The organism is Streptomyces sp. NPDC059906 (assembly GCF_042730645.1).
Classification (GTDB): Bacteria; Actinomycetota; Actinomycetes; order Streptomycetales; family Streptomycetaceae; genus Streptomyces; species Streptomyces rubrogriseus.
In genome coordinates this window covers 428,251-445,024 of record NZ_JBHWKU010000001.1, presented here as the reverse complement: position 1 = coordinate 445,024, position 16,774 = coordinate 428,251, and the positions used below count along the sequence as shown (strand labels likewise).

Below are 16,774 nucleotides of genomic sequence, written 5' to 3'. Positions count from 1 at the left end.
CCTTACCATCGTGCCCATGCCACCGGCCACCCATCCCTCAGCGCTGCGCACCTGGTGGGCGCAGCGTCCACCGGCGGCCGGGGCCGCGGTGATGGCGACCGGCATCGTGTCGGTCGCCCTGCATCTGACGGGCCGCGAGGTCCTGTCCCGGATCGCCCTCGCCCTGGCCTGCGCCGCCTGGCTGATACTGGCGGCGAACTTCGTCTACCTGCTGCTGGCCGACCACGCCCAGTGGGTGCGGCGGGCCGGGACACCGGGGGCGCTCACCGCCGTCGCCGCGACGACCGTGCTCGGCACGCGTTTCTCCCTGCTCGGCTGGACGCTCCTGGCGGCGGTGCTGCTGGCGCTGGCGGCCCTGCTGTGGCCGTGGCTGCTGTTCCTGGTGGTGCAGCACTGGGGGCGGCGGATGCCCGGGGCGGTGTTCCTGAGCTGCGTGGCCACGGAGGGGCTCGCCGTGCTCGCCGCCACGCTGGCCGCGGCCACCTCGACGCCGTGGCTGGCGCACGCGGCGCTGGTGCCGTTCTGGCTGGGGATCGTGCTCTACCTGATCGCGCTGTTCCGCTTCGACCTGCGGCAGGTGGCCCGGGGCTCCGGGGACCACTGGGTGGCGGGCGGCGCGCTCGCCATCTCGGCGCTCGCCGGTGCCAAGCTGCTCGCGGCGGCCGGGACCGGCATGTACCTGTGGAACGCCGACGACCAGGCCGTCCTGCACGACGTGACCGTCTTCCTGCTCACGCTCGACCTCGCCTGGTACGCCGTGCTCCTGGCCGCCGAGATCGCCTGGCCCCGCCTGCGCTACGACGTGCGCCGCTGGTCGACCGTCTTCCCGCTCGGCATGACGGCGGCGGCGACGCTGTCGGTGTCCGCCGTCGTCGACGTCCCGTGGCTGGACGCGCCGGGCCGGGCGCTGCTGTGGATCGCGGTGGCCGGGTGGCTGGCGGTCGCGGCGGGGGCGGTCGGCCGGGCCCGGGCCGGGCTGCGGTCCGCGGCGGCGGACTCCGGGGCGGCGGTCAGGTCCACAGCACCGCGATGAAGACGTTCACCAGGGTCAGCCCGCCCACCAGGCCGAACAGCGGCTTCTCCACCTTCTCCTCGTCGCGCTTCACGTAGACCAGGCCGAGGATCACGATGAGCACGGCGAGCTTCACGCCCATCTTGACGTTGTCCACGGCAGTGTCCTGGGCCTGGTTGAGGCCGATCAGGACGGCACCGGTGACCAGCATCGTCAGCGCGCCGTGCAGCATCGCGGGGGTGAACCGGGCCGCGTCCTGGCCCATCGCCTTCATCTGGGTGAGGAAGCCGCCGAGGAGCGCGGCGATGCCGATGATGTGCAGGCCGACGAAGAGGTGGATGAGTACGTCCATGAGGCCGGAGCCTAATGAGGGACCCGACGCGCCCGGACACCGGCCCGCCCCGGCGCTCCCATAACAGCTCACGTCCCCCACCCGCCCCCGGTCCGGCATATCGGTCATCACCCTGCGTGAAGACGCCGGGCCTCGGAGGGCGTGGCGATCACATGCGGTCGCCGCCTGATCCGCTGCCGCCACTTCCGTGCATCCCGTCACCGGCCCGTTACCGACGCGCCTAGCGTCCTGGCCCAGGCAGCCGGAACGGACCGGAGCCGACCCGGCGCCGGCCGGAGTCGAGTCGTACGGAAGGACGTGGATCGCAGGTGGGAGCGCACCGCAGGCCGCGACAGCGCGCGAAGGGCGGGAGCAGGGCCCGTACGGCGGCCACGATCACCCTCGCGGGGGCGGCCACCGCGACGGGCCTGGGCGGCGGGACCGGACACGCCGACCCGCAGCCGACGGCGGCCCAGGTCAGGGCCAAGGTGGACAAGCTCTACCAGGAGGCCGAGGTGGCCACGGAGAAGTACAACGGCGCGAAGGAGAAGGCGGACGCCGCCGAACAGCGCCTGGAGGACCTGCGCGACGAGGCCGCCCGCAAGGAGGACCGGCTGAACTCGGCAAGGGAGGCGCTGGGTTCGGTCGCGGCGGCGCAGTACCGCAGCGGCGGCCTCGACCCGGCCCTGCAACTCGCGCTCTCCGCCGACCCGGACCGGTACCTGGACGGCGCCGCGTTCGCCGAGCGCGCGGGCAGCCGGCAGCAGGCCACCGTGGGCCGCGTACGCAAGGAACTCCGCGACATCGAGCAACTGCGCGGCGCCGCCCGCGTCGAGGCGGCCTCGCTGAAGTCGCGCCGGGCCGAGCTGAAACGTCACCGCGAGACCGTCACCGGCAAGCTGGAGGCGGCCCGCCGCCTGCTGTCCCGGCTGACCGCCGAGGAACGCGCCGACGTCGGCGACCGGGCCTCCCGCTCGGCGCCGGGCACCCGGGCGGGCCTGTCCCCCTCGTCCCAGGCCCCCAACTCCCGGGCCGCCGCGGCCGTCGCGGCCGTCGCCTACGCCTACCAGAAGCTAGGCAGCCCCTACGTGTGGGGCGCGACGGGCCCGAACGCCTTCGACTGCTCGGGCCTCACCCAGGCCGCCTACCGCGCCGCCGGCGTCTCCCTCCCCCGCACCACCTACGCCCAGATCGACGCGGGCCGCCGCGTCCCACGGTCCGAACTCCTCCCCGGCGACCTGGTCTTCTTCTACTCGGGCATCAGCCACGTCGGCATCTACGTCGGCAAGGGCCAGATGATCCACGCCCCGAACCCATCGGCGCCGGTGCGCGTCGCCCCGGTCGACGAGATGCCGTTCGCCGGAGCCACGCGGGTGGTGTGACGCTCCGGGCCCCCACCGCCGTCGCGGCGACTTGCCGAGCGTCACGGACGCGGGCTCCACCCTTCCGGCACCGGCCGGCCGCGGCTTGTCCGGACGACGAGTCGGGCCGAGGCCTCGCGCTGCTGGTTCGAAGTGACCCGGATGCCGGTCAGCGCTTGGCTCGCGCTTCAAAGACGTGTTGCCGTGCGGACGAGGTCGGCGGCTGCGCGAAGCCGGCTCTGGGGAGGCCACGCGATCACGGTCGTCACGGGTGGTGCGTCGAGGACCGGCACGGCGGTGAGATCCCGGCGCAGGTCGGTGCCGACGGACTCGGGCAGGATCGCGGTGGTACGGCCGAGCGCGATCAGTTGGAAGAGCTGCGTCAGGTTCCGCACCTCTGCGCCCGGTCCTTCCGGATAGCTGCCGCCGGGGCCGGGCCAGCGCGCCATCGGGAGTTCCGGCAGGGTGGTGACCTCGGCCATCCGAATCTGTGAGCGCCCGGCCAGTGGGTGGGAGGCGGGCAGGATCGCCGCCTGTCCCTCGGTGCGCAGAATCTCCGTGTCGAGTCCGACCGCCGAGTCGAAGGGCAGATGCAGCAGAGCCACGTCTGCTTGCCCGTTCTGCAGCAGTTTCTGCTGCTGATGCGCCTCGCAGAGCAAGAGGTCGACGGGGACCGCGCCGGGCTCCACGCGGTAAAGGTCGAGCAGTTTCGCCAACAACGTGTCAGCGGTGCCGGATTTGACGGCGAGAACGAGGCGGGGGCGCCTTGACGCGGTCTGCCGGGTACGCCGCTCGGCTGCGGCTACCGCGCTGAGGATCGCGCGGCCTTCTGACAGCAGTACGGCCCCGGCCTCGGTGAGCGTGACCTTACGGCTGGTGCGCTCCAACAGGCAGACGCCCAATTGTCGCTCGAGCCGGGCGATCGCCCGGGACAGAGGCGGCTGGGCCATCTCCAGACGCTGGGCGGCCCTGCCGAAGTGCAGTTCCTCGGCGAGGGCGACGAAGTACCGCAACTCGCGTATCTCCATGCCCGCACAGTAGCCGCGGCGGACGGACGGCCCATGTCGCGCGGGTATGGGTGCATGACCGAGGTGGTGTTGGTGCAGGGTCGAAGCGCGGCCATGCTCGCTGTCATGAGTGAGAAGACGATCGCGCTGGTCACCGGCGCGAACAAGGGAATCGGGTACGAGATCGCGGCCGCGCTGGGCGCGTTGGGCTGGAGTGTCGGTGTCGGCGCTCGGGACGAGCGGCGCAGGCTGGACGCCGTGGCGAAACTGCGCGCCGCGGGTGCCGACGCGTTCGGCGTGCCCCTGGACGTGACCGACGACGCAAGCGTGACCGCCGCTGCGCGGCTGATCGAGGAGCGAGCGGGGGGCCTCGACGTGCTGGTCAACAACGCCGGCGTGGCGGGCGGCCGGCCGGAGGAGCCGACCGCCCTCGGCCCGGAGACCGTGCGACGGCTGGTGGAGACCAACGTCATCGGCGTCATCCGGGTCACGAACGCGATGCTGCCGTTGCTGCGCCACTCGGCGCACCCGCGGATCGTCAACCAGTCCAGTCATGTCGGCTCGCTGGCCCTGCAGACGACGCCCGGCGTCGACCTCGGAGGGATCAGCGGGGCGTACGCGCCGACGAAGACCTTCCTCAACGCCGTCACCATCCAGTACGCCAAGGAGCTGAGCGGCACCCGCATTCTGATCAACAACGCCTGTCCCGGCTACGTGGCCACCGACCTCAACGGGTTCAGCGGTACTCAGACCCCTGAGCAGGGCGCGGCGATCGCCGTCAGGTTAGCGACTCTCCCCGACGACGGCCCCACCGGTCAGATGTTCGACGACAACGGAGTCGTGCCCTGGTGAAGCTCGTCGGGGGTGCGGTGGGCCGGAGCCCCGCCGGCCGGGTCAGACCAGTCGCCGCGCCGTCGCCCAGCGGGTCAGCTCGTGCCGGTTGGACAGCTGGAGTTTGCGCAGGACCGCGGAGACGTGGGACTCGACGGTCTTGACCGAGATGTAGAGCTGCTTGGCGATCTCCTTGTACGCGTAGCCGCGGGCGATCAGGCGCAGCACCTCGCGCTCGCGCTGGGTGAGCCGGTCGAGGTCCTCGTCGACCGGCGGGGCGTCGGTGGAGGCGAAGGCGTCGAGGACGAAGCCGGCCAGGCGCGGGGAGAAGACGGCGTCGCCCTCCTGGACCCGGAAGACGGAGTTGACCAGGTCGGTGCCGGTGATGGTCTTGGTGACGTAGCCCCGGGCGCCGCCGCGGATGACACCGATCACGTCCTCCGCCGCGTCCGAGACGGACAGGGCGAGGAAGCGGACGGGCCGCTCGGCGTCGCTCATCAGGGGCGCACAGCGGCGCAGTACCTCGACTCCGCCGCCGCCGGGGAGGTGGACGTCGAGGAGCACGACCTCGGGGCGGGTCGCGGTGATGACGGTGACGGCCTGGTCGACGTCGGCGGCCTCGCCGACGACCTCGACCCCGGTCACGGCGGTCTGGCCGATCTCGGCCTGGACGCCGGTGCGGAACATGCGGTGGTCGTCGACGAGCACCACCCGTACGCGGCGCTCCCCCGCGCCGTCACCGGCCGGCTGCGCGGGCTGGGCCGCCTCGTCCGCCCCCGCCGTGCCCGCCGTTCCGTTCCCCTCGGTCGGGTCGCTCATGACGTCTTCTCCGCCCTCTCCATTTCCAGTTCGACCTCCGTGCCGCCGTCCGGCACCGCGCGCAGCCGCGCCGTGCCGCCGTTGCGCTCCATGCGGCCGATGATCGATTCTCTGACGCCCATGCGGTCGGCGGGTATCGAGTCGAGGTCGAAGCCGGGGCCCCGGTCCCGGACGGACACGAAGACCGTCCTGCCCTCGACTTCGGCGTAGACCTGTACGGCGCCGCCCTCGCCACCGTACTTGGCCGCGTTCACCATCGCTTCGCGCGCGGCCTGCATCTGTGCGCTGATGCGCTCGTCGAGCGGGCAGTCGCCGACGACGACCACCTCCAGGGGAACGCCGTGCTTGTCCTCGATCTCCGCGGCGTTGCGCTTCACGGCCTCGGCGAGGGTGGTGGGCTCGTCGTCCTCGTCCTTGCCGTTGCCCTCGGGCTTGTAGAGCCAGGAGCGCAGGTCCCGCTCCTGGGCCCGGGCCAGGCGGCGCACCTCGCCCGCGTTCTCCGCGTTGCGCTGGATCAGGGTCAGGGTGTGCAGCACCGAGTCGTGGACGTGCGCGGCGACCTCGGCGCGCTCCTGCGCGCGGATGCGCATCAGCCGCTCCTCGGAGAGGTCCTGCGTCATCCGCACCAGGTAGGGCCCGGCGAGGAGGGTTATGCCGACGAGGACGGCCAGGGCCGCCTGGAGGACGGAGCCGAGGTGGGCGGCGGATCCCTGGAGGACGAAGATGCCGGTGACACCGGCCGTCACCAGCAGGACGCCCCCCACCGAGCGCAGCAGGGTGACCGTGCGGCGATGGCGTCCCACCTCGGCCCAGCGGGCCCGGCGCGCGTTGTCCGCCTGGCGCCAGACGAGGGCGACGCCGGCGCCGACGAGCACGGTCGGCCAGAGGTAGGCCTTGGCGCCGCCGCCCAGGTCGACGTTGCCCACGAAGACCAGGGCGACGACGACCATGAGGAGCAGGGCGACCATCTGCCCCTTGTCCGGCTTGCGGGCGACGAGTCTGCGGCGGCCGTCCGGCCCGGCCTCGGAGGTCACGAGGGACGGCGGCTTCTGTGCCTCCACTCCCCCGACGCCCAGCGGCACGAAGAACCAGAAGGCGGCGTACAGCAGCGCGCCGAGGCCGTCGGCCATGAACAGGCCGACGAAGGCGAACCGGACCCAGACGACGGGCAGCCCGAGATGCCCGGCGAGCCCCCGCGCCACCCCGCCGAGCCAGCGTCCGTCGCTGCTGCGGTAGAGCTTGCGCGGCGGCCGCGGTTCGACGACGGGTGCTGCTGCGGCTTCCGGCATGACACCGATATTCACACGGGTGCGGGAGCCGGGGCATCAGGGTCGTTCCCCCACTCGCCCCTGATCTTCGGGCCGCGGAAGGCGGCGCGGGGCTCGAACACTCCCCGGGCCCGGAGTCAGGGCCGATATCAGGGTCCGACCAGGGTCGAACCGGCTGCCGTCACGGCGCCGCGCCCGTCACCATGGACTCATGACCGATCACGAGCACGCCGCGACGGGTCCGGGACCCGGCTCCGGCCCGCGCGCCCCGCAGGGCGCCGGGCCGCAGGATGCCGCGCCCGCCGCGGATGCCGGTGCGGCCGGCCCGGGCGCCGTCGGCGGCACGGATGCCCCCGGGCCGCCGCACCGGTTCCGGCGCGACCGGCGGCACAAGTCGCTGGCCGGTGTGTGCGCCGGCCTCGGGCGGCAGTGCGACCTGGACCCGGTGATCTTCCGGATCACCCTCGCGGTCCTCTCCGCGACCGGCGGCATCGGCCTGATCTTCTACGGCTTCGCCTGGCTCTTCGTCCCCTACGAGGACGAGGAGGAGAACGAGGTGCGCAAGCTGCTGACCGGCCGGGTGGACGGCCACGCGCTGGCGGCGGTGCTCTTCGCCCTGGTCGGCTGCGGCGTCTTCCTCACCATGCTGCGCAACGGCGGGGTGCTGACCTTCGCCGTCGTCCTCTCCCTGCTCCTCGCGGGCGCCGGGTACTGGTCGCGGCACCGCAGGGCCCCCGAACCGGACCCGCTGTCGGCGCAGGCCGTCGCGGACGCCCCGCCGGAGGCCAAGGCACCGCCGATCATGTACACCTGGCCCTCCTGGTGGCGCGACCCCATCGTCAAGGACGGCACCCACGACGGCGGGACGGGCTACATGTGGGGCCCGCCGGACTCCGCGGAGCGCGACATCGCGGCGGCCGTCAACATCGGCCGCGGCATCCCGGGGCGCCGCGACCGCGCCGCCGCGGGCGACCGGCACTCCTGGTCCCCGCAGACCCGCGGCCCCCGCGGCATCGGCGGCTGGGTGTTCCTCCTGGCCCTGCTCGCCGGTTTCCTCGGGACCCGGCTGACCTGGGACGACCACCCGCTCGGCACGAGTCTGCAGACCGGCCTGGCGTGCGCGCTGGCGGTCTTCGGCCTCGGTATCGCGGTCAGTGCCTTCCTCGGGCGCACGGGAGCCGGTTCGATCTTCCTGGCCGTCATCACGGCGGGCCTGCTGGCCGGGTCGGCCGCCGTCCCGGAGAACGTCGGCACCGAATGGGTCCGGACCACCTGGAAGCCCGTGGCGGCGGCCGACGTCCGCGACCAGTACGACCTCGGCACGGGCAGCGGCACTCTCGACCTGTCCCGCCTCGACCTGGCCGAGGGGCAGACGGTGACCACCCGGGCCGACGTGGGCATGGGCCGAATACGGGTCGTCGTGCCGCCGGACGTGACCGTGCGGCTGTACGTCGAGGTGGGAGTGGGCGACATCCAGCTGCCCGGCGACGACAAGAAGGACGTGGACGTGGCTCCGGGCAAGCGCAAGGAGATCACCCTGCCCCCCACCGGGGGCGGCAGGAACTCCGGCACGCTCGACCTCGACCTCCAGGTCGGCGTCGGCCAGGCGGAGGTGTCCCGTGCTGCGTCATAGGTTCCAGCCCGGACGTCTGGTGGCCGGTGTCTTCCTGATGCTGGCCGGCGTCCTCTACGCGGGCGACGCGGGCGGTCTCTGGCAGACGCCGTGGTTCGTGGTGATCCCCGTCGTCAATGGCGGGCTCTGCCTGGCTGCCGTGGTCGGCATGGTGGCCCGCTCCGCGCACCGACGCCGCGCGGAACTCCACACGGCGCCGCCGGACAGGCCCTAGCGGTACCCGCCCGTCCGTCGCCTGCGTCGGGAACGGAGCAGCGCGTCCAGGGACAGCAGCGGGGCGCCCGCGAGGACGAGGGGGAGCCAGGCCATCAGGTAGGCGAGGTCGTTGCCGTAGTAGTAGGGGTCGGAGGCCCAGCTGACGGTCAGCCACAGGCTGAGCGAGATCAGCGCACCGCCCAGCGCCGCCAGGCGGGTGAGCAGCCCGAGCAGGGTGCCGATGCCGACGGCCAGCTCGCCCAGGGCGATGGCGTAGCCGAAGCCGGGCGGGTTCTTCAGGGCGAGGTCGACCAGGGCGGGGACGGCCGAGGAGTCGCGGACGGTCCGCATCATGTCGCCGATGGAACCGGCGCCGGAGTCCTTCATGAAGGCGCTGTCGGTGAGCTTGTCCAGACCGGCGTAGACGAAGGTGACACCGAGGAAGATCCGCAGGGGCAGGAGGGCGTACCGGGCGGCGTGGTCCCGCCAGTCGCCCCCGCTCCCGGGTGAGATGTGCACATCCGTCCGCATACCGTGCGTCATCACTGCCAGCCGCCTCTCGCCGCGCGTGCCCAGACCCCCCACCAGACCATACGTACGGCACGGCGGCCCGGCTCAACGCTCGGCGGCCGGATTCTCGACACCGGCCCCGACCGGTCGGCGACCCGGTGGGGGCGGGCGGGGTGTCAGGGGGGTGTCAGTCCGTCACGTCGATCGCGTACCGGTTGGTCTCCGCGCCCGCGCCCGTGACCACCTGGACGTCCACCCGGCCCGGTTCCACGTCCGCGGGGACGGGCACCGTCAGCAGGTCGTCCGCGGGGTTGCTGAAGCCGCCCGTCACCGGCACCAGGGGGACGTGGACGTTGACCGCGCCGATGCGGACGACCATGCGGGACAGCCGGTCCGCCCGCTGGGCACCCGGCGGCACGAAGCCCGCCCCGCGGATCTCGATGTCGTCGCCCGTGCGGATCGGCGCGTCCAGGTCACCGGCCTCGCGCGCCCGGACCACGGAGAGGATCACCGGCCGGCCGCCCTCGGCGTACTTCCCGGCCACGTAGGTCGCCGCCGACACCAGCACCACCACCGCGAGGCCCCAGGGCAGGTCCGGCAGCTGCTCCGGGCGCCGGGCCAGCCGTACCGCCGCGAACACCAGGGCCACGGTGCTGATCACGACGTACTGGATGTCGGCGAAGGTCCCGCGGCCCGCGTCGTCGGTGAGCAGGTCGCAGGCGCGCGGCCGGTCGGCCCGTACCTTCTGCAGCCGCTGTCCCCGCACCCTGAGGCCGACCACCCGCCGTACCAGGACCGCGATCCCGCAGACCACCGCGAGCACGGTCACCGCACCGGTGCCGCGGCCGAGTTCGAGACCGGAGATCAGCGCGTCCCGCCGGTCGTGCCCCGAGGCGACGGCCAGTTGCCCGGCGAGCACCAGTACGGCGTAGGCGACGAGGAGGACCCAGGCGGCCGCCACGGCACGGGAGGTGGACAGGCGGTTGTCCTCGCCGATGACCGGGGCCAGCGCCCCGCCCCGGGCCCGGTGGAACCAGGACGCCGCCGTCAGCGCGCCGGCCACCACCAGCGCCGCCGCGAGTCCTGCGGTGCGCGCGGCGGACCAGCCGGTGCCGACCGCGGTGAGCGACTGCCCGAGCAGCAGCAGGACGACCGCCGCCCACACGACGGCCGCCGTACGCCGGCCCAGCGCCGCGAGCCACGCGTCGCCCTCGGCACGGCCGCGTTCGGCGACGGCCTCCGCGGACTGGGTCAGCTCCTCCGAGACCCACTGGCGGGAGGCGGAGGCCGAGTGGGCCACCGCGGCGGGCAGCCCCTGACCGGCCGCGAACTCGTCCCTGCGCAGCAGGAAGGCGGCGACCGCCCGGCGGTGCCCCTCGCGGGCGCCGTGCGGGCAGTCCCCGCAGGTGCAGCCACCGCCGTGCGCCGCCTCGTACGCGTCCCTGTCCGAGCCGCTCCCGCGTCTCGCCTCCTGCACCGCCACGCCCGACGCCCGCCTTCCCGCACCGCTAAGTCCCTTGGAACGACAGCGAATTGTGCCGTATCCCGCCCCGCGCCCGCGCGCTGCCCCGCCCAACGTCTGCTCAGCGCGGGTGATGCGCGGATCGCCGTGTTGACGCCGCCCCGAGCCGCCCCGGGCCGCCCCGTGCCGCCCCGTGCCGCCCCGTGCCGCCCAGGGCCGTCCCGGGCCGGGTCAGTCGAACAGGTCCGGTTCGCGGCGGGTGACCTCCTGCCACAAGGGCTGGTAGTTGATCCACGCCACCAGGTCGCCGCCGAGCTGTTCCCGGGTCGCCACGGCCTGCCGGTGGCCAATCGGCACCGGCCGCCCCGCCGCCTTCGCCAGCAGCTGCACCTGGCAGGACCGCTCCAGCGACAGGAACCACCAGGCCGCCGCGTCCACGGAGTCGCCGACCGTCAGCAGCCCGTGGTTGCGCAGCACGAGCGCCTTGCCGGAGCCGAGCACCCGTGCGATGCGCCGCCCCTCCTCGGCGTCGACGGCGACGCCCGAGTAGGAGTCGTACAGGGCGTGGTCCTCGTAGAAGGCGCAGCTCTCCTGGGTGATCGGTTCGAGCGGCTCGCCGAGGGCCGACAGCGCGCGCCCGTGCACCGAGTGGCAGTGGGCGACCGCGACCACGTCCGGACGGGCGGCGTGGACCTGGGAGTGCACCGTGAAGGCGGCCTGGTTGACGTGGTGGCCGCCCTCCACCACCTGCCCCTCGGAGTTGACCAGCACCAGATCGCTCACCGTGATGTGTGCGAAGGGCACGCCGAAGGGGTTGACCCAGAAGCAGTCGGTGTACTCGGGGTCGCGGACCGTGATGTGACCGGAGACCCCGTCCTCGAAGCCGTGGCGCCCGAAGAGGCGCAGCGCGCCCGCGAGCCGCTCCTTGCGGTGCCGGCGTTCGTCCTCGACCGAGTCGTGCCTGGGCGGCATCGCGAACCGCAGCCGGTCGGTGGGCAGCGGCGGGGGCTCGGCGGCCCCGGGCGTCCCGTGCATGTGTTCTCTGTCCTTCGGCGCCGGATGTGCCCTACGTGCCGGAAGTTACCGGCGGTGCGGCCGGGAGGACAGGTTCGGGGGCCAATACGCGACAGAGGATGTCGGTTTTGGCGTTCACACTCGGCGTATGACTTCAGGCACCCCTGTGAACTGGGCCGGTTTCGCCGCCGCCGAACCCGGCCTGGCCGACACCGTCGAGGCGCGCTTCGGCGCGTACCGGCACCACGTGCTCGCCACCCTCCGCAAGGACGGCTCGCCCCGCACCACCGGACTGGAGGTGCGGTTCCTCACCGGCGAGCTGTGGCTGGGCATGATGCCGGACTCGCTGAAGGCGCTCGACCTGCGCCGCGACCCGCGCTTCGCGCTGCAGGCGAACCCGGGGGACGGCACCGGCATGGGCGGCGGGGACGTGCGGATCGCCGGCCGGGCAGTCGAGGTCGAGGACGCGGAGACCAGGGCCGGATACGCGGAAGAGGTGGAACCGCCGGAGCCGTTCCACCTCTTCCGCACCGAGCTGACGGAGGTCGTGCGCACCCGCGTCGAGGACGACAAGTACCTCGTCGTCGAGATCTGGCAGCCCGGAAAGCCCCTGCGCACCGTCAGGCGCGCCTAGGGAGCGCCGCCGGGGTCACTCCCACTCGATCGTCCCCGGGGGCTTCGAGGTCACGTCGAGAACGACGCGGTTGACGTCCGTGACCTCGTTGGTGATCCGGGTCGAGATCTTGGAGAGCACGTCGTACGGCAGCCGGGACCAGTCGGCCGTCATGGCGTCCTCGGACGAGACCGGCCTGAGGACGATCGGGTGGCCGTAGGTGCGGCCGTCGCCCTGGACGCCGACGGAGCGGACGTCCGCGAGGAGCACCACCGGGCACTGCCAGATGTCGCGGTCGAGACCGGCCGCGGTCAGCTCCTCGCGGGCGATGGCGTCGGCCTCGCGCAGCAGGTCGAGGCGTTCGCGCGTGACGTCGCCGACGATGCGGATGCCGAGGCCGGGGCCGGGGAAGGGCTGGCGCTGGACGATCTCGTCCGGCAGGCCAAGCTCCTGGCCGACCATCCGGACCTCGTCCTTGAACAACTGGCGCAGCGGCTCGACCAGCTCGAACTCGATGTCGTCCGGGAGCCCGCCCACGTTGTGGTGGGACTTGATGTTGGCGGTGCCGGTGCCGCCGCCGGACTCGACGACGTCCGGGTAGAGCGTGCCCTGCACCAGGAAGGCGACCTCCGGGCCGTCCTCCCGCATGATCTCCAGCTGGGCCTGCTCGAAGACCCGGATGAACTCGCGGCCGATGATCTTCCGCTTCTGCTCGGGGTCGGAGACCCCGGCCAGCGCGCCCAGGAACCGCTCACTGGCGTCCACGACCTTCAGCTGCACGCCGGTCGCGGCGACGAAGTCCTTCTCGACCTGCTCGGTCTCGCCCTTGCGCATCAGGCCGTGGTCGACGTAGACGCAGGTCAGCTGGGAGCCGATGGCCTTCTGGACGAGGGCGGCGGCGACCGCGGAGTCCACGCCGCCGGACAGCCCGCAGATGGCGCGCTTGTCGCCGACCTGCGCGCGGATGGCCGCGACCTGCTCCTCGATGACGTTGCCCGTGGTCCAGTCGGGGCTCAGGCCCGCGCCCCGGTACAGGAAGTGCTCCAGCACCTGCTGCCCGTGCGTGGAGTGCATGACCTCGGGGTGGTACTGGACGCCGTAGAGCTTCTTCTCGTCGTTCTCGAAGGCGGCGACCGGGACGACGTCCGTGGAGCCGGTGACGGTGAAGCCCTCGGGGGCGGCGGAGCAGGCGTCGCCGTGCGACATCCACACCGACTGCTCGGCCGGGGTGCCCTCGAAGAGGGTGGAGGAGGGCTTGGAGACGGCCAGCTCGGTGCGGCCGTACTCGCGGGCTCCGGAGTTGTCGACGGTGCCGCCGAGGGTCTGCGCCATCAGCTGGAAGCCGTAGCACATGCCGAAGACGGGGACGCCGGCCTCGAACAGGGCGCGGTCGAGGGTGGGGGCGCCCGCCTCGTACACCGACGAGGGGCCGCCGGAGAGGATGATGGCCGCCGGGTTCTTGGCGAGGATCTCCTCGACCGGCATGGAGCTCGGCACGATCTCGCTGTAGACCCGCGCCTCGCGGACACGGCGGGCGATGAGCTGGGCGTACTGCGCGCCGAAGTCGACGACCAGGACGGTGTCGGGGGCGGCGGCAGCGGGAGTCGCTGATGACACGGGGTGCCTTCCGGCGGTCGGGCGGGGGGCTTGTGCCCCCGATTCTACCGAGCTGGGCAGGTACCCCGGACCCCGCCGTCGCCCCGCTCCCGTCCACCGGGCGTCCCACCATGCGGACCGGCTTGGACAGCGGCTTGGACACCGGCCGCCGCCGGGGCATACTGGGCCCATGCTCAAGCACCAGGCGTTCCTGTTTACCTATGGCAACCGGCCCACCGGCTGCCATGGTCGTGCTGCTTGAGCAACTGACAAGCGACTTCCCAGGCGCCCCGGGCCGACAAGGTCCGGGGCGCCTGGCGTTTGCGGACCGTGCCGGTCCGGGGTGCCGCCACCCTTCGGCGAGGAGCCACCGACATGACCGTCACCGCAGCAGACAAGACCGGCGCCCGCACCCCCGAGGCCGCCGACGTGATCACCGGCGCCCGGGAGCGCATCGACGCCCTGGACGACCGGATCATCGGGCTGATCCAGGAACGGATGGCCGTCTCCGCGGTCATCCAGGAGGCGCGGATCACCTCCGGCGGCCGGCGCGTGAACCTCTCCCGCGAGATGGAGGTGCTGGACCACTACCGGGAGGCGCTGGGCAAGCCGGGCACGGCGCTGGCGATGACGATGCTGGAGCTGTGCCGCGGGCGCGTCTGAGGGTCGCGGCGCGGCCGTCGGGGGCGCGGCCGTGGGGGTCGTGGCCGTGGGGGTCGTGGCCGTGGGGGTCGTGGCCGTGGGGGTCGTGGCCGTGGGGGTCGTATCTGAGTTCGGGCCCCTTCTCACCCGTACGGCGCGTGACCGGCACGCGAGCGGCTTCGTTGGTCCCGGTGTCCGTGTCAGCCAGGGGCGGGCCCGAAAGAACCACGCGTGGCTCGCTGGAGCGATGAGACGTACGGATCGTGCCGTGCGTCGTGGGACCTCGCTCCAGGAAGTGACCGGACGGCAGGGGACAGCAGCCCGGTCACCCAAGAGAACGGCCGGCTCCGGGGACGCCCGGGGCCGGCCGACGGAACGAGTGAGTCCCTCGTTCGACACGAGCCTGTCTCCGATGGCGACGCCCGCCTCCGCCTCCTGCTTCCCGCACCCCTCCGAGTGACACAGGCCACATAAGGTTTCTGTGAATGCGGGGACAACCATTCACAGGCTTCGCCGATCAGAACAGGCATCGAGTGAGGACCCGCGCTCGGAGGGGGGTGCGGGTCCTCTTCGCCTTCTCCTGCCCGAGGAGCGGCTGCTCCTCCGCGGCCGCTACTTCTTCGGCGGCACCGTCGGCAGCTCCACGAACGGCAGGCGCAGCGCGCCGAAGGCCTGCTCCGGGACGGCCGGCGACCGGGGCGCGACGGCGGCCACCCGCTCGTACCCGGCGCCCTGCGCGGGGCGCGGGTCGCTCTCGCCCTTGTTGGGCCAGTACGACATGGCGCGCTCGGCCTGCGCGGTGATGGTCAGGGACGGGTTGACGCCGAGGTTGGCCGAGACCGCGGCGCCGTCGACGACCGAGATGCCGGGGTGGCCGTAGAGGCGGTGGTAGGGGTCTATGACGCCGGTCTCGCGGGAGGCGCCTATCGGGCAGCCGCCGAGGAAGTGGGCGGTGAGCGGGGTGCCCATCAGCTCGCCGACGTTGGAGCCGGCGAAGCCGTTGATCTCGGCGGCGAGTGCGGAGGCGCCCTCGGTGGCGGCCTTGATCTGCTTGGGGTTGGGCGAGCCGTGGCCCTGGCGTGCGGTGAGCAGGCCCTTGCCGACGCCCGTCGGTTTCAGGTGCGTGGTCAGGGAGTTGTCCAGGGACTGCATGACCAGGCCGATGATGGTCCGCTCCGACCACTTGCGGTTGGAGAGCGAACGCAGGATCAGCAGCGGGTGCTTGGCCGCGTGGCCGAGGAAGCCCAGGACGCGCGAGGCGCCCGAGGCGGTCTGCCCGGCGTAGGGGACCTGGAGGATGGACAGGCCGCCCATCGAGTTGGAGCCCTTGCCGTAACGGACCGGCTCGATGTGGGTGTTGGCGTCCGGGTGGATGGAGGACGTGATGGCGACGCCGCGCGTGAAGTCGGCCCGCGGCTCGCCGGTGGCGCCGCGGTAGCGCCGGTCGTCGGTCTGGGCGCCGACCAGTGCCTCGGAGTTGGTGCGGGTCAGCTCGCCGAGCGCGTCCGACAGGTAGGGGAGCTGGCCGCCCGCCTTCATGCGGTGCAGCAGGGTCTGGGTGCCGTAGGTGCCGGCGGCCAGGACGACGCGGCGGGCGGTGAAGGTGCGGCCCGCGTCCTTCTTGCCGCCCCCGCGCTTTTTGCGGTCGGTGGGGAGCGTGGCGATCGCGAATCCGCCGCGCGAGTCGTCCGTGACGGACACGGCCGTGGTCATCGGGTGGACGACGGCACCGGCCTTCTCGGCGAGGTAGAGGTAGTTCTCGTTGAGGGTGTTCTTCGCGCCGTGCCGGCAGCCGGTCATGCACTCGCCGCACTCGTTGCAGGCCTTGCGGTCGGGGCCCGCGCCGCCGAAGTACGGGTCGGGCACCTGCTCACCCGGCCCGGCCTTCGCCGTGCCGTCGGCGTCCTCGCCGTCGCCGAAGAAGACGCCGACCGGGGCCATGTGGAAGGTGTCGCCGCAGCCCATCCGCTCGGCGGCGGCCTTCAGGTGCACGTCGGAGGGGGTCATCGTCGGGTTGAGACGGACCCCGAGCATGCGCCGGGCCTGGTCGTAGTACGGCGTCAGTTCCTCGTGCCAGTCGGTGATGCCGCGCCACTGGGGGTCGTCGAAGAAGGGCTTCGGCGGCACGTACAGGGTGTTGGCGTAGTTGAGGGAGCCGCCGCCGACCCCGGCGCCTGCCAGGACCATGACATTCCCGAGCAGGTGGATGCGCTGGATGCCGAACATGCCGAGCTTCGGCGCCCAGAGGTAGTTCTTCAGGTCCCAGGAGTTCCGGGGCAGGGACTCCCGGGTGAAACGGCGGCCGGCCTCCAGGACGCCGACGCGGTAGCCCTTCTCGGTGAGACGGAGGGCGGAGACGGAGCCGCCGAAGCCGGATCCCACGACGAGGACGTCGTAGTCGTATGCATCCTGGGGCACGGGGGGCTCCTCTGTGAGTTTCGTCTGCGGACCGTCTGTGGTTTCTCGCGCCCTGGCGGCGG

At 72.8% G+C, this 16,774-nt stretch carries 16 protein-coding genes; 7 read left to right on the top strand and 9 right to left on the bottom strand.

What is annotated here, in order from left to right; translation table 11 throughout:
• The first annotated feature begins 16 nt into the window (after positions 1 to 16).
• Positions 17 to 1,033, top strand: a complete 1,017-nt coding sequence (locus tag ACFV9J_RS02200; RefSeq protein WP_385348464.1) for a tellurite resistance/C4-dicarboxylate transporter family protein — start codon at positions 17 to 19, stop codon at positions 1,031 to 1,033.
• On the opposite strand, the gene ACFV9J_RS02195 is transcribed toward ACFV9J_RS02200, so the two are convergent.
• On the bottom strand, positions 1,011 to 1,364 hold the full coding sequence (locus tag ACFV9J_RS02195; RefSeq protein WP_385348461.1) for a hypothetical protein: 354 nt from the start codon (positions 1,362 to 1,364) through the stop codon (positions 1,011 to 1,013). The two genes, ACFV9J_RS02200 and ACFV9J_RS02195, sit on opposite strands and share 23 nt — an antisense overlap.
• Before the next feature lie 308 nt (positions 1,365 to 1,672).
• On the opposite strand from ACFV9J_RS02195, the gene ACFV9J_RS02190 reads away from it, so the two are divergent.
• On the top strand, positions 1,673 to 2,725 hold the full coding sequence (locus tag ACFV9J_RS02190) for an NlpC/P60 family protein (protein ID WP_385348458.1): 1,053 nt from the start codon (positions 1,673 to 1,675) through the stop codon (positions 2,723 to 2,725).
• Positions 2,726 to 2,892: 167 nt separating this feature from the next.
• On the opposite strand, the gene ACFV9J_RS02185 is transcribed toward ACFV9J_RS02190, so the two are convergent.
• Positions 2,893 to 3,732 (bottom strand): LysR family transcriptional regulator, encoded by an 840-nt coding sequence (locus ACFV9J_RS02185; RefSeq protein WP_385348456.1) that lies wholly within the window; start codon positions 3,730 to 3,732, stop codon positions 2,893 to 2,895.
• Positions 3,733 to 3,825: 93 nt separating this feature from the next.
• On the opposite strand from ACFV9J_RS02185, the gene ACFV9J_RS02180 reads away from it, so the two are divergent.
• Positions 3,826 to 4,563 (top strand): SDR family oxidoreductase, encoded by a 738-nt coding sequence (locus ACFV9J_RS02180; RefSeq protein ID WP_385348453.1) that lies wholly within the window; start codon positions 3,826 to 3,828, stop codon positions 4,561 to 4,563.
• 42 nt (positions 4,564 to 4,605) lie between these two features.
• On the opposite strand, the gene ACFV9J_RS02175 is transcribed toward ACFV9J_RS02180, so the two are convergent.
• Both ACFV9J_RS02175 and ACFV9J_RS02170 read right to left on the bottom strand, forming a co-directional pair.
• Entirely contained in the window at positions 4,606 to 5,361 is a 756-nt protein-coding gene (locus ACFV9J_RS02175; protein ID WP_385348451.1) for a LuxR C-terminal-related transcriptional regulator, read from the bottom strand.
• On the bottom strand, positions 5,358 to 6,650 hold the full coding sequence (locus ACFV9J_RS02170) for a PspC domain-containing protein (RefSeq protein ID WP_385348448.1): 1,293 nt from the start codon (positions 6,648 to 6,650) through the stop codon (positions 5,358 to 5,360). The genes ACFV9J_RS02175 and ACFV9J_RS02170 overlap by 4 nt, the downstream gene beginning before the upstream one ends.
• A gap of 190 nt (positions 6,651 to 6,840) precedes the next feature.
• On the opposite strand from ACFV9J_RS02170, the gene ACFV9J_RS02165 reads away from it, so the two are divergent.
• Positions 6,841 to 8,262 carry a PspC domain-containing protein gene (locus ACFV9J_RS02165; protein ID WP_385348445.1) on the top strand — a complete coding sequence of 474 codons (1,422 nt, stop codon included), beginning with the start codon at positions 6,841 to 6,843 and terminating at the stop codon, positions 8,260 to 8,262.
• Positions 8,249 to 8,476, top strand: a complete 228-nt coding sequence (locus ACFV9J_RS02160; protein WP_385348442.1) for a hypothetical protein — start codon at positions 8,249 to 8,251, stop codon at positions 8,474 to 8,476. The genes ACFV9J_RS02165 and ACFV9J_RS02160 overlap by 14 nt, the downstream gene beginning before the upstream one ends.
• On the opposite strand, the gene ACFV9J_RS02155 is transcribed toward ACFV9J_RS02160, so the two are convergent.
• From ACFV9J_RS02155 to ACFV9J_RS02145, 3 genes are all read right to left on the bottom strand, one after another.
• Positions 8,473 to 9,000: a DoxX family membrane protein gene (locus tag ACFV9J_RS02155; protein WP_385348440.1), complete on the bottom strand. Its 528-nt coding sequence runs from the start codon at positions 8,998 to 9,000 to the stop codon at positions 8,473 to 8,475. The two genes, ACFV9J_RS02160 and ACFV9J_RS02155, sit on opposite strands and share 4 nt — an antisense overlap.
• A gap of 154 nt (positions 9,001 to 9,154) precedes the next feature.
• Positions 9,155 to 10,450 (bottom strand): hypothetical protein, encoded by a 1,296-nt coding sequence (locus ACFV9J_RS02150; RefSeq protein ID WP_385348437.1) that lies wholly within the window; start codon positions 10,448 to 10,450, stop codon positions 9,155 to 9,157.
• Between the two features lie 210 nt (positions 10,451 to 10,660).
• Positions 10,661 to 11,464 carry a class II aldolase/adducin family protein gene (locus ACFV9J_RS02145; RefSeq protein ID WP_385348434.1) on the bottom strand — a complete coding sequence of 268 codons (804 nt, stop codon included), beginning with the start codon at positions 11,462 to 11,464 and terminating at the stop codon, positions 10,661 to 10,663.
• 127 nt (positions 11,465 to 11,591) lie between these two features.
• On the opposite strand from ACFV9J_RS02145, the gene ACFV9J_RS02140 reads away from it, so the two are divergent.
• Positions 11,592 to 12,077 (top strand): pyridoxamine 5'-phosphate oxidase family protein, encoded by a 486-nt coding sequence (locus ACFV9J_RS02140; RefSeq protein ID WP_385348431.1) that lies wholly within the window; start codon positions 11,592 to 11,594, stop codon positions 12,075 to 12,077.
• Between the two features lie 15 nt (positions 12,078 to 12,092).
• Here the strand turns inward: ACFV9J_RS02140 and guaA are convergent, their stop codons facing one another.
• The gene (gene guaA / locus ACFV9J_RS02135; RefSeq protein ID WP_385348428.1) at positions 12,093 to 13,673 is read right to left on the bottom strand and encodes a glutamine-hydrolyzing GMP synthase; all 1,581 of its coding nucleotides are present in this window, start codon (positions 13,671 to 13,673) and stop codon (positions 12,093 to 12,095) included.
• Between the two features lie 354 nt (positions 13,674 to 14,027).
• Between guaA and ACFV9J_RS02130 the strand changes: the two genes are divergently transcribed.
• The gene (locus tag ACFV9J_RS02130; protein WP_162495231.1) at positions 14,028 to 14,315 is read left to right on the top strand and encodes a chorismate mutase; all 288 of its coding nucleotides are present in this window, start codon (positions 14,028 to 14,030) and stop codon (positions 14,313 to 14,315) included.
• A gap of 591 nt (positions 14,316 to 14,906) precedes the next feature.
• Here ACFV9J_RS02130 and ACFV9J_RS02125 read toward each other — a convergent pair.
• Positions 14,907 to 16,712 carry a GMC oxidoreductase gene (locus ACFV9J_RS02125; protein ID WP_385348424.1) on the bottom strand — a complete coding sequence of 602 codons (1,806 nt, stop codon included), beginning with the start codon at positions 16,710 to 16,712 and terminating at the stop codon, positions 14,907 to 14,909.
• Between the last annotated feature and the right edge of the window lie 62 nt (positions 16,713 to 16,774).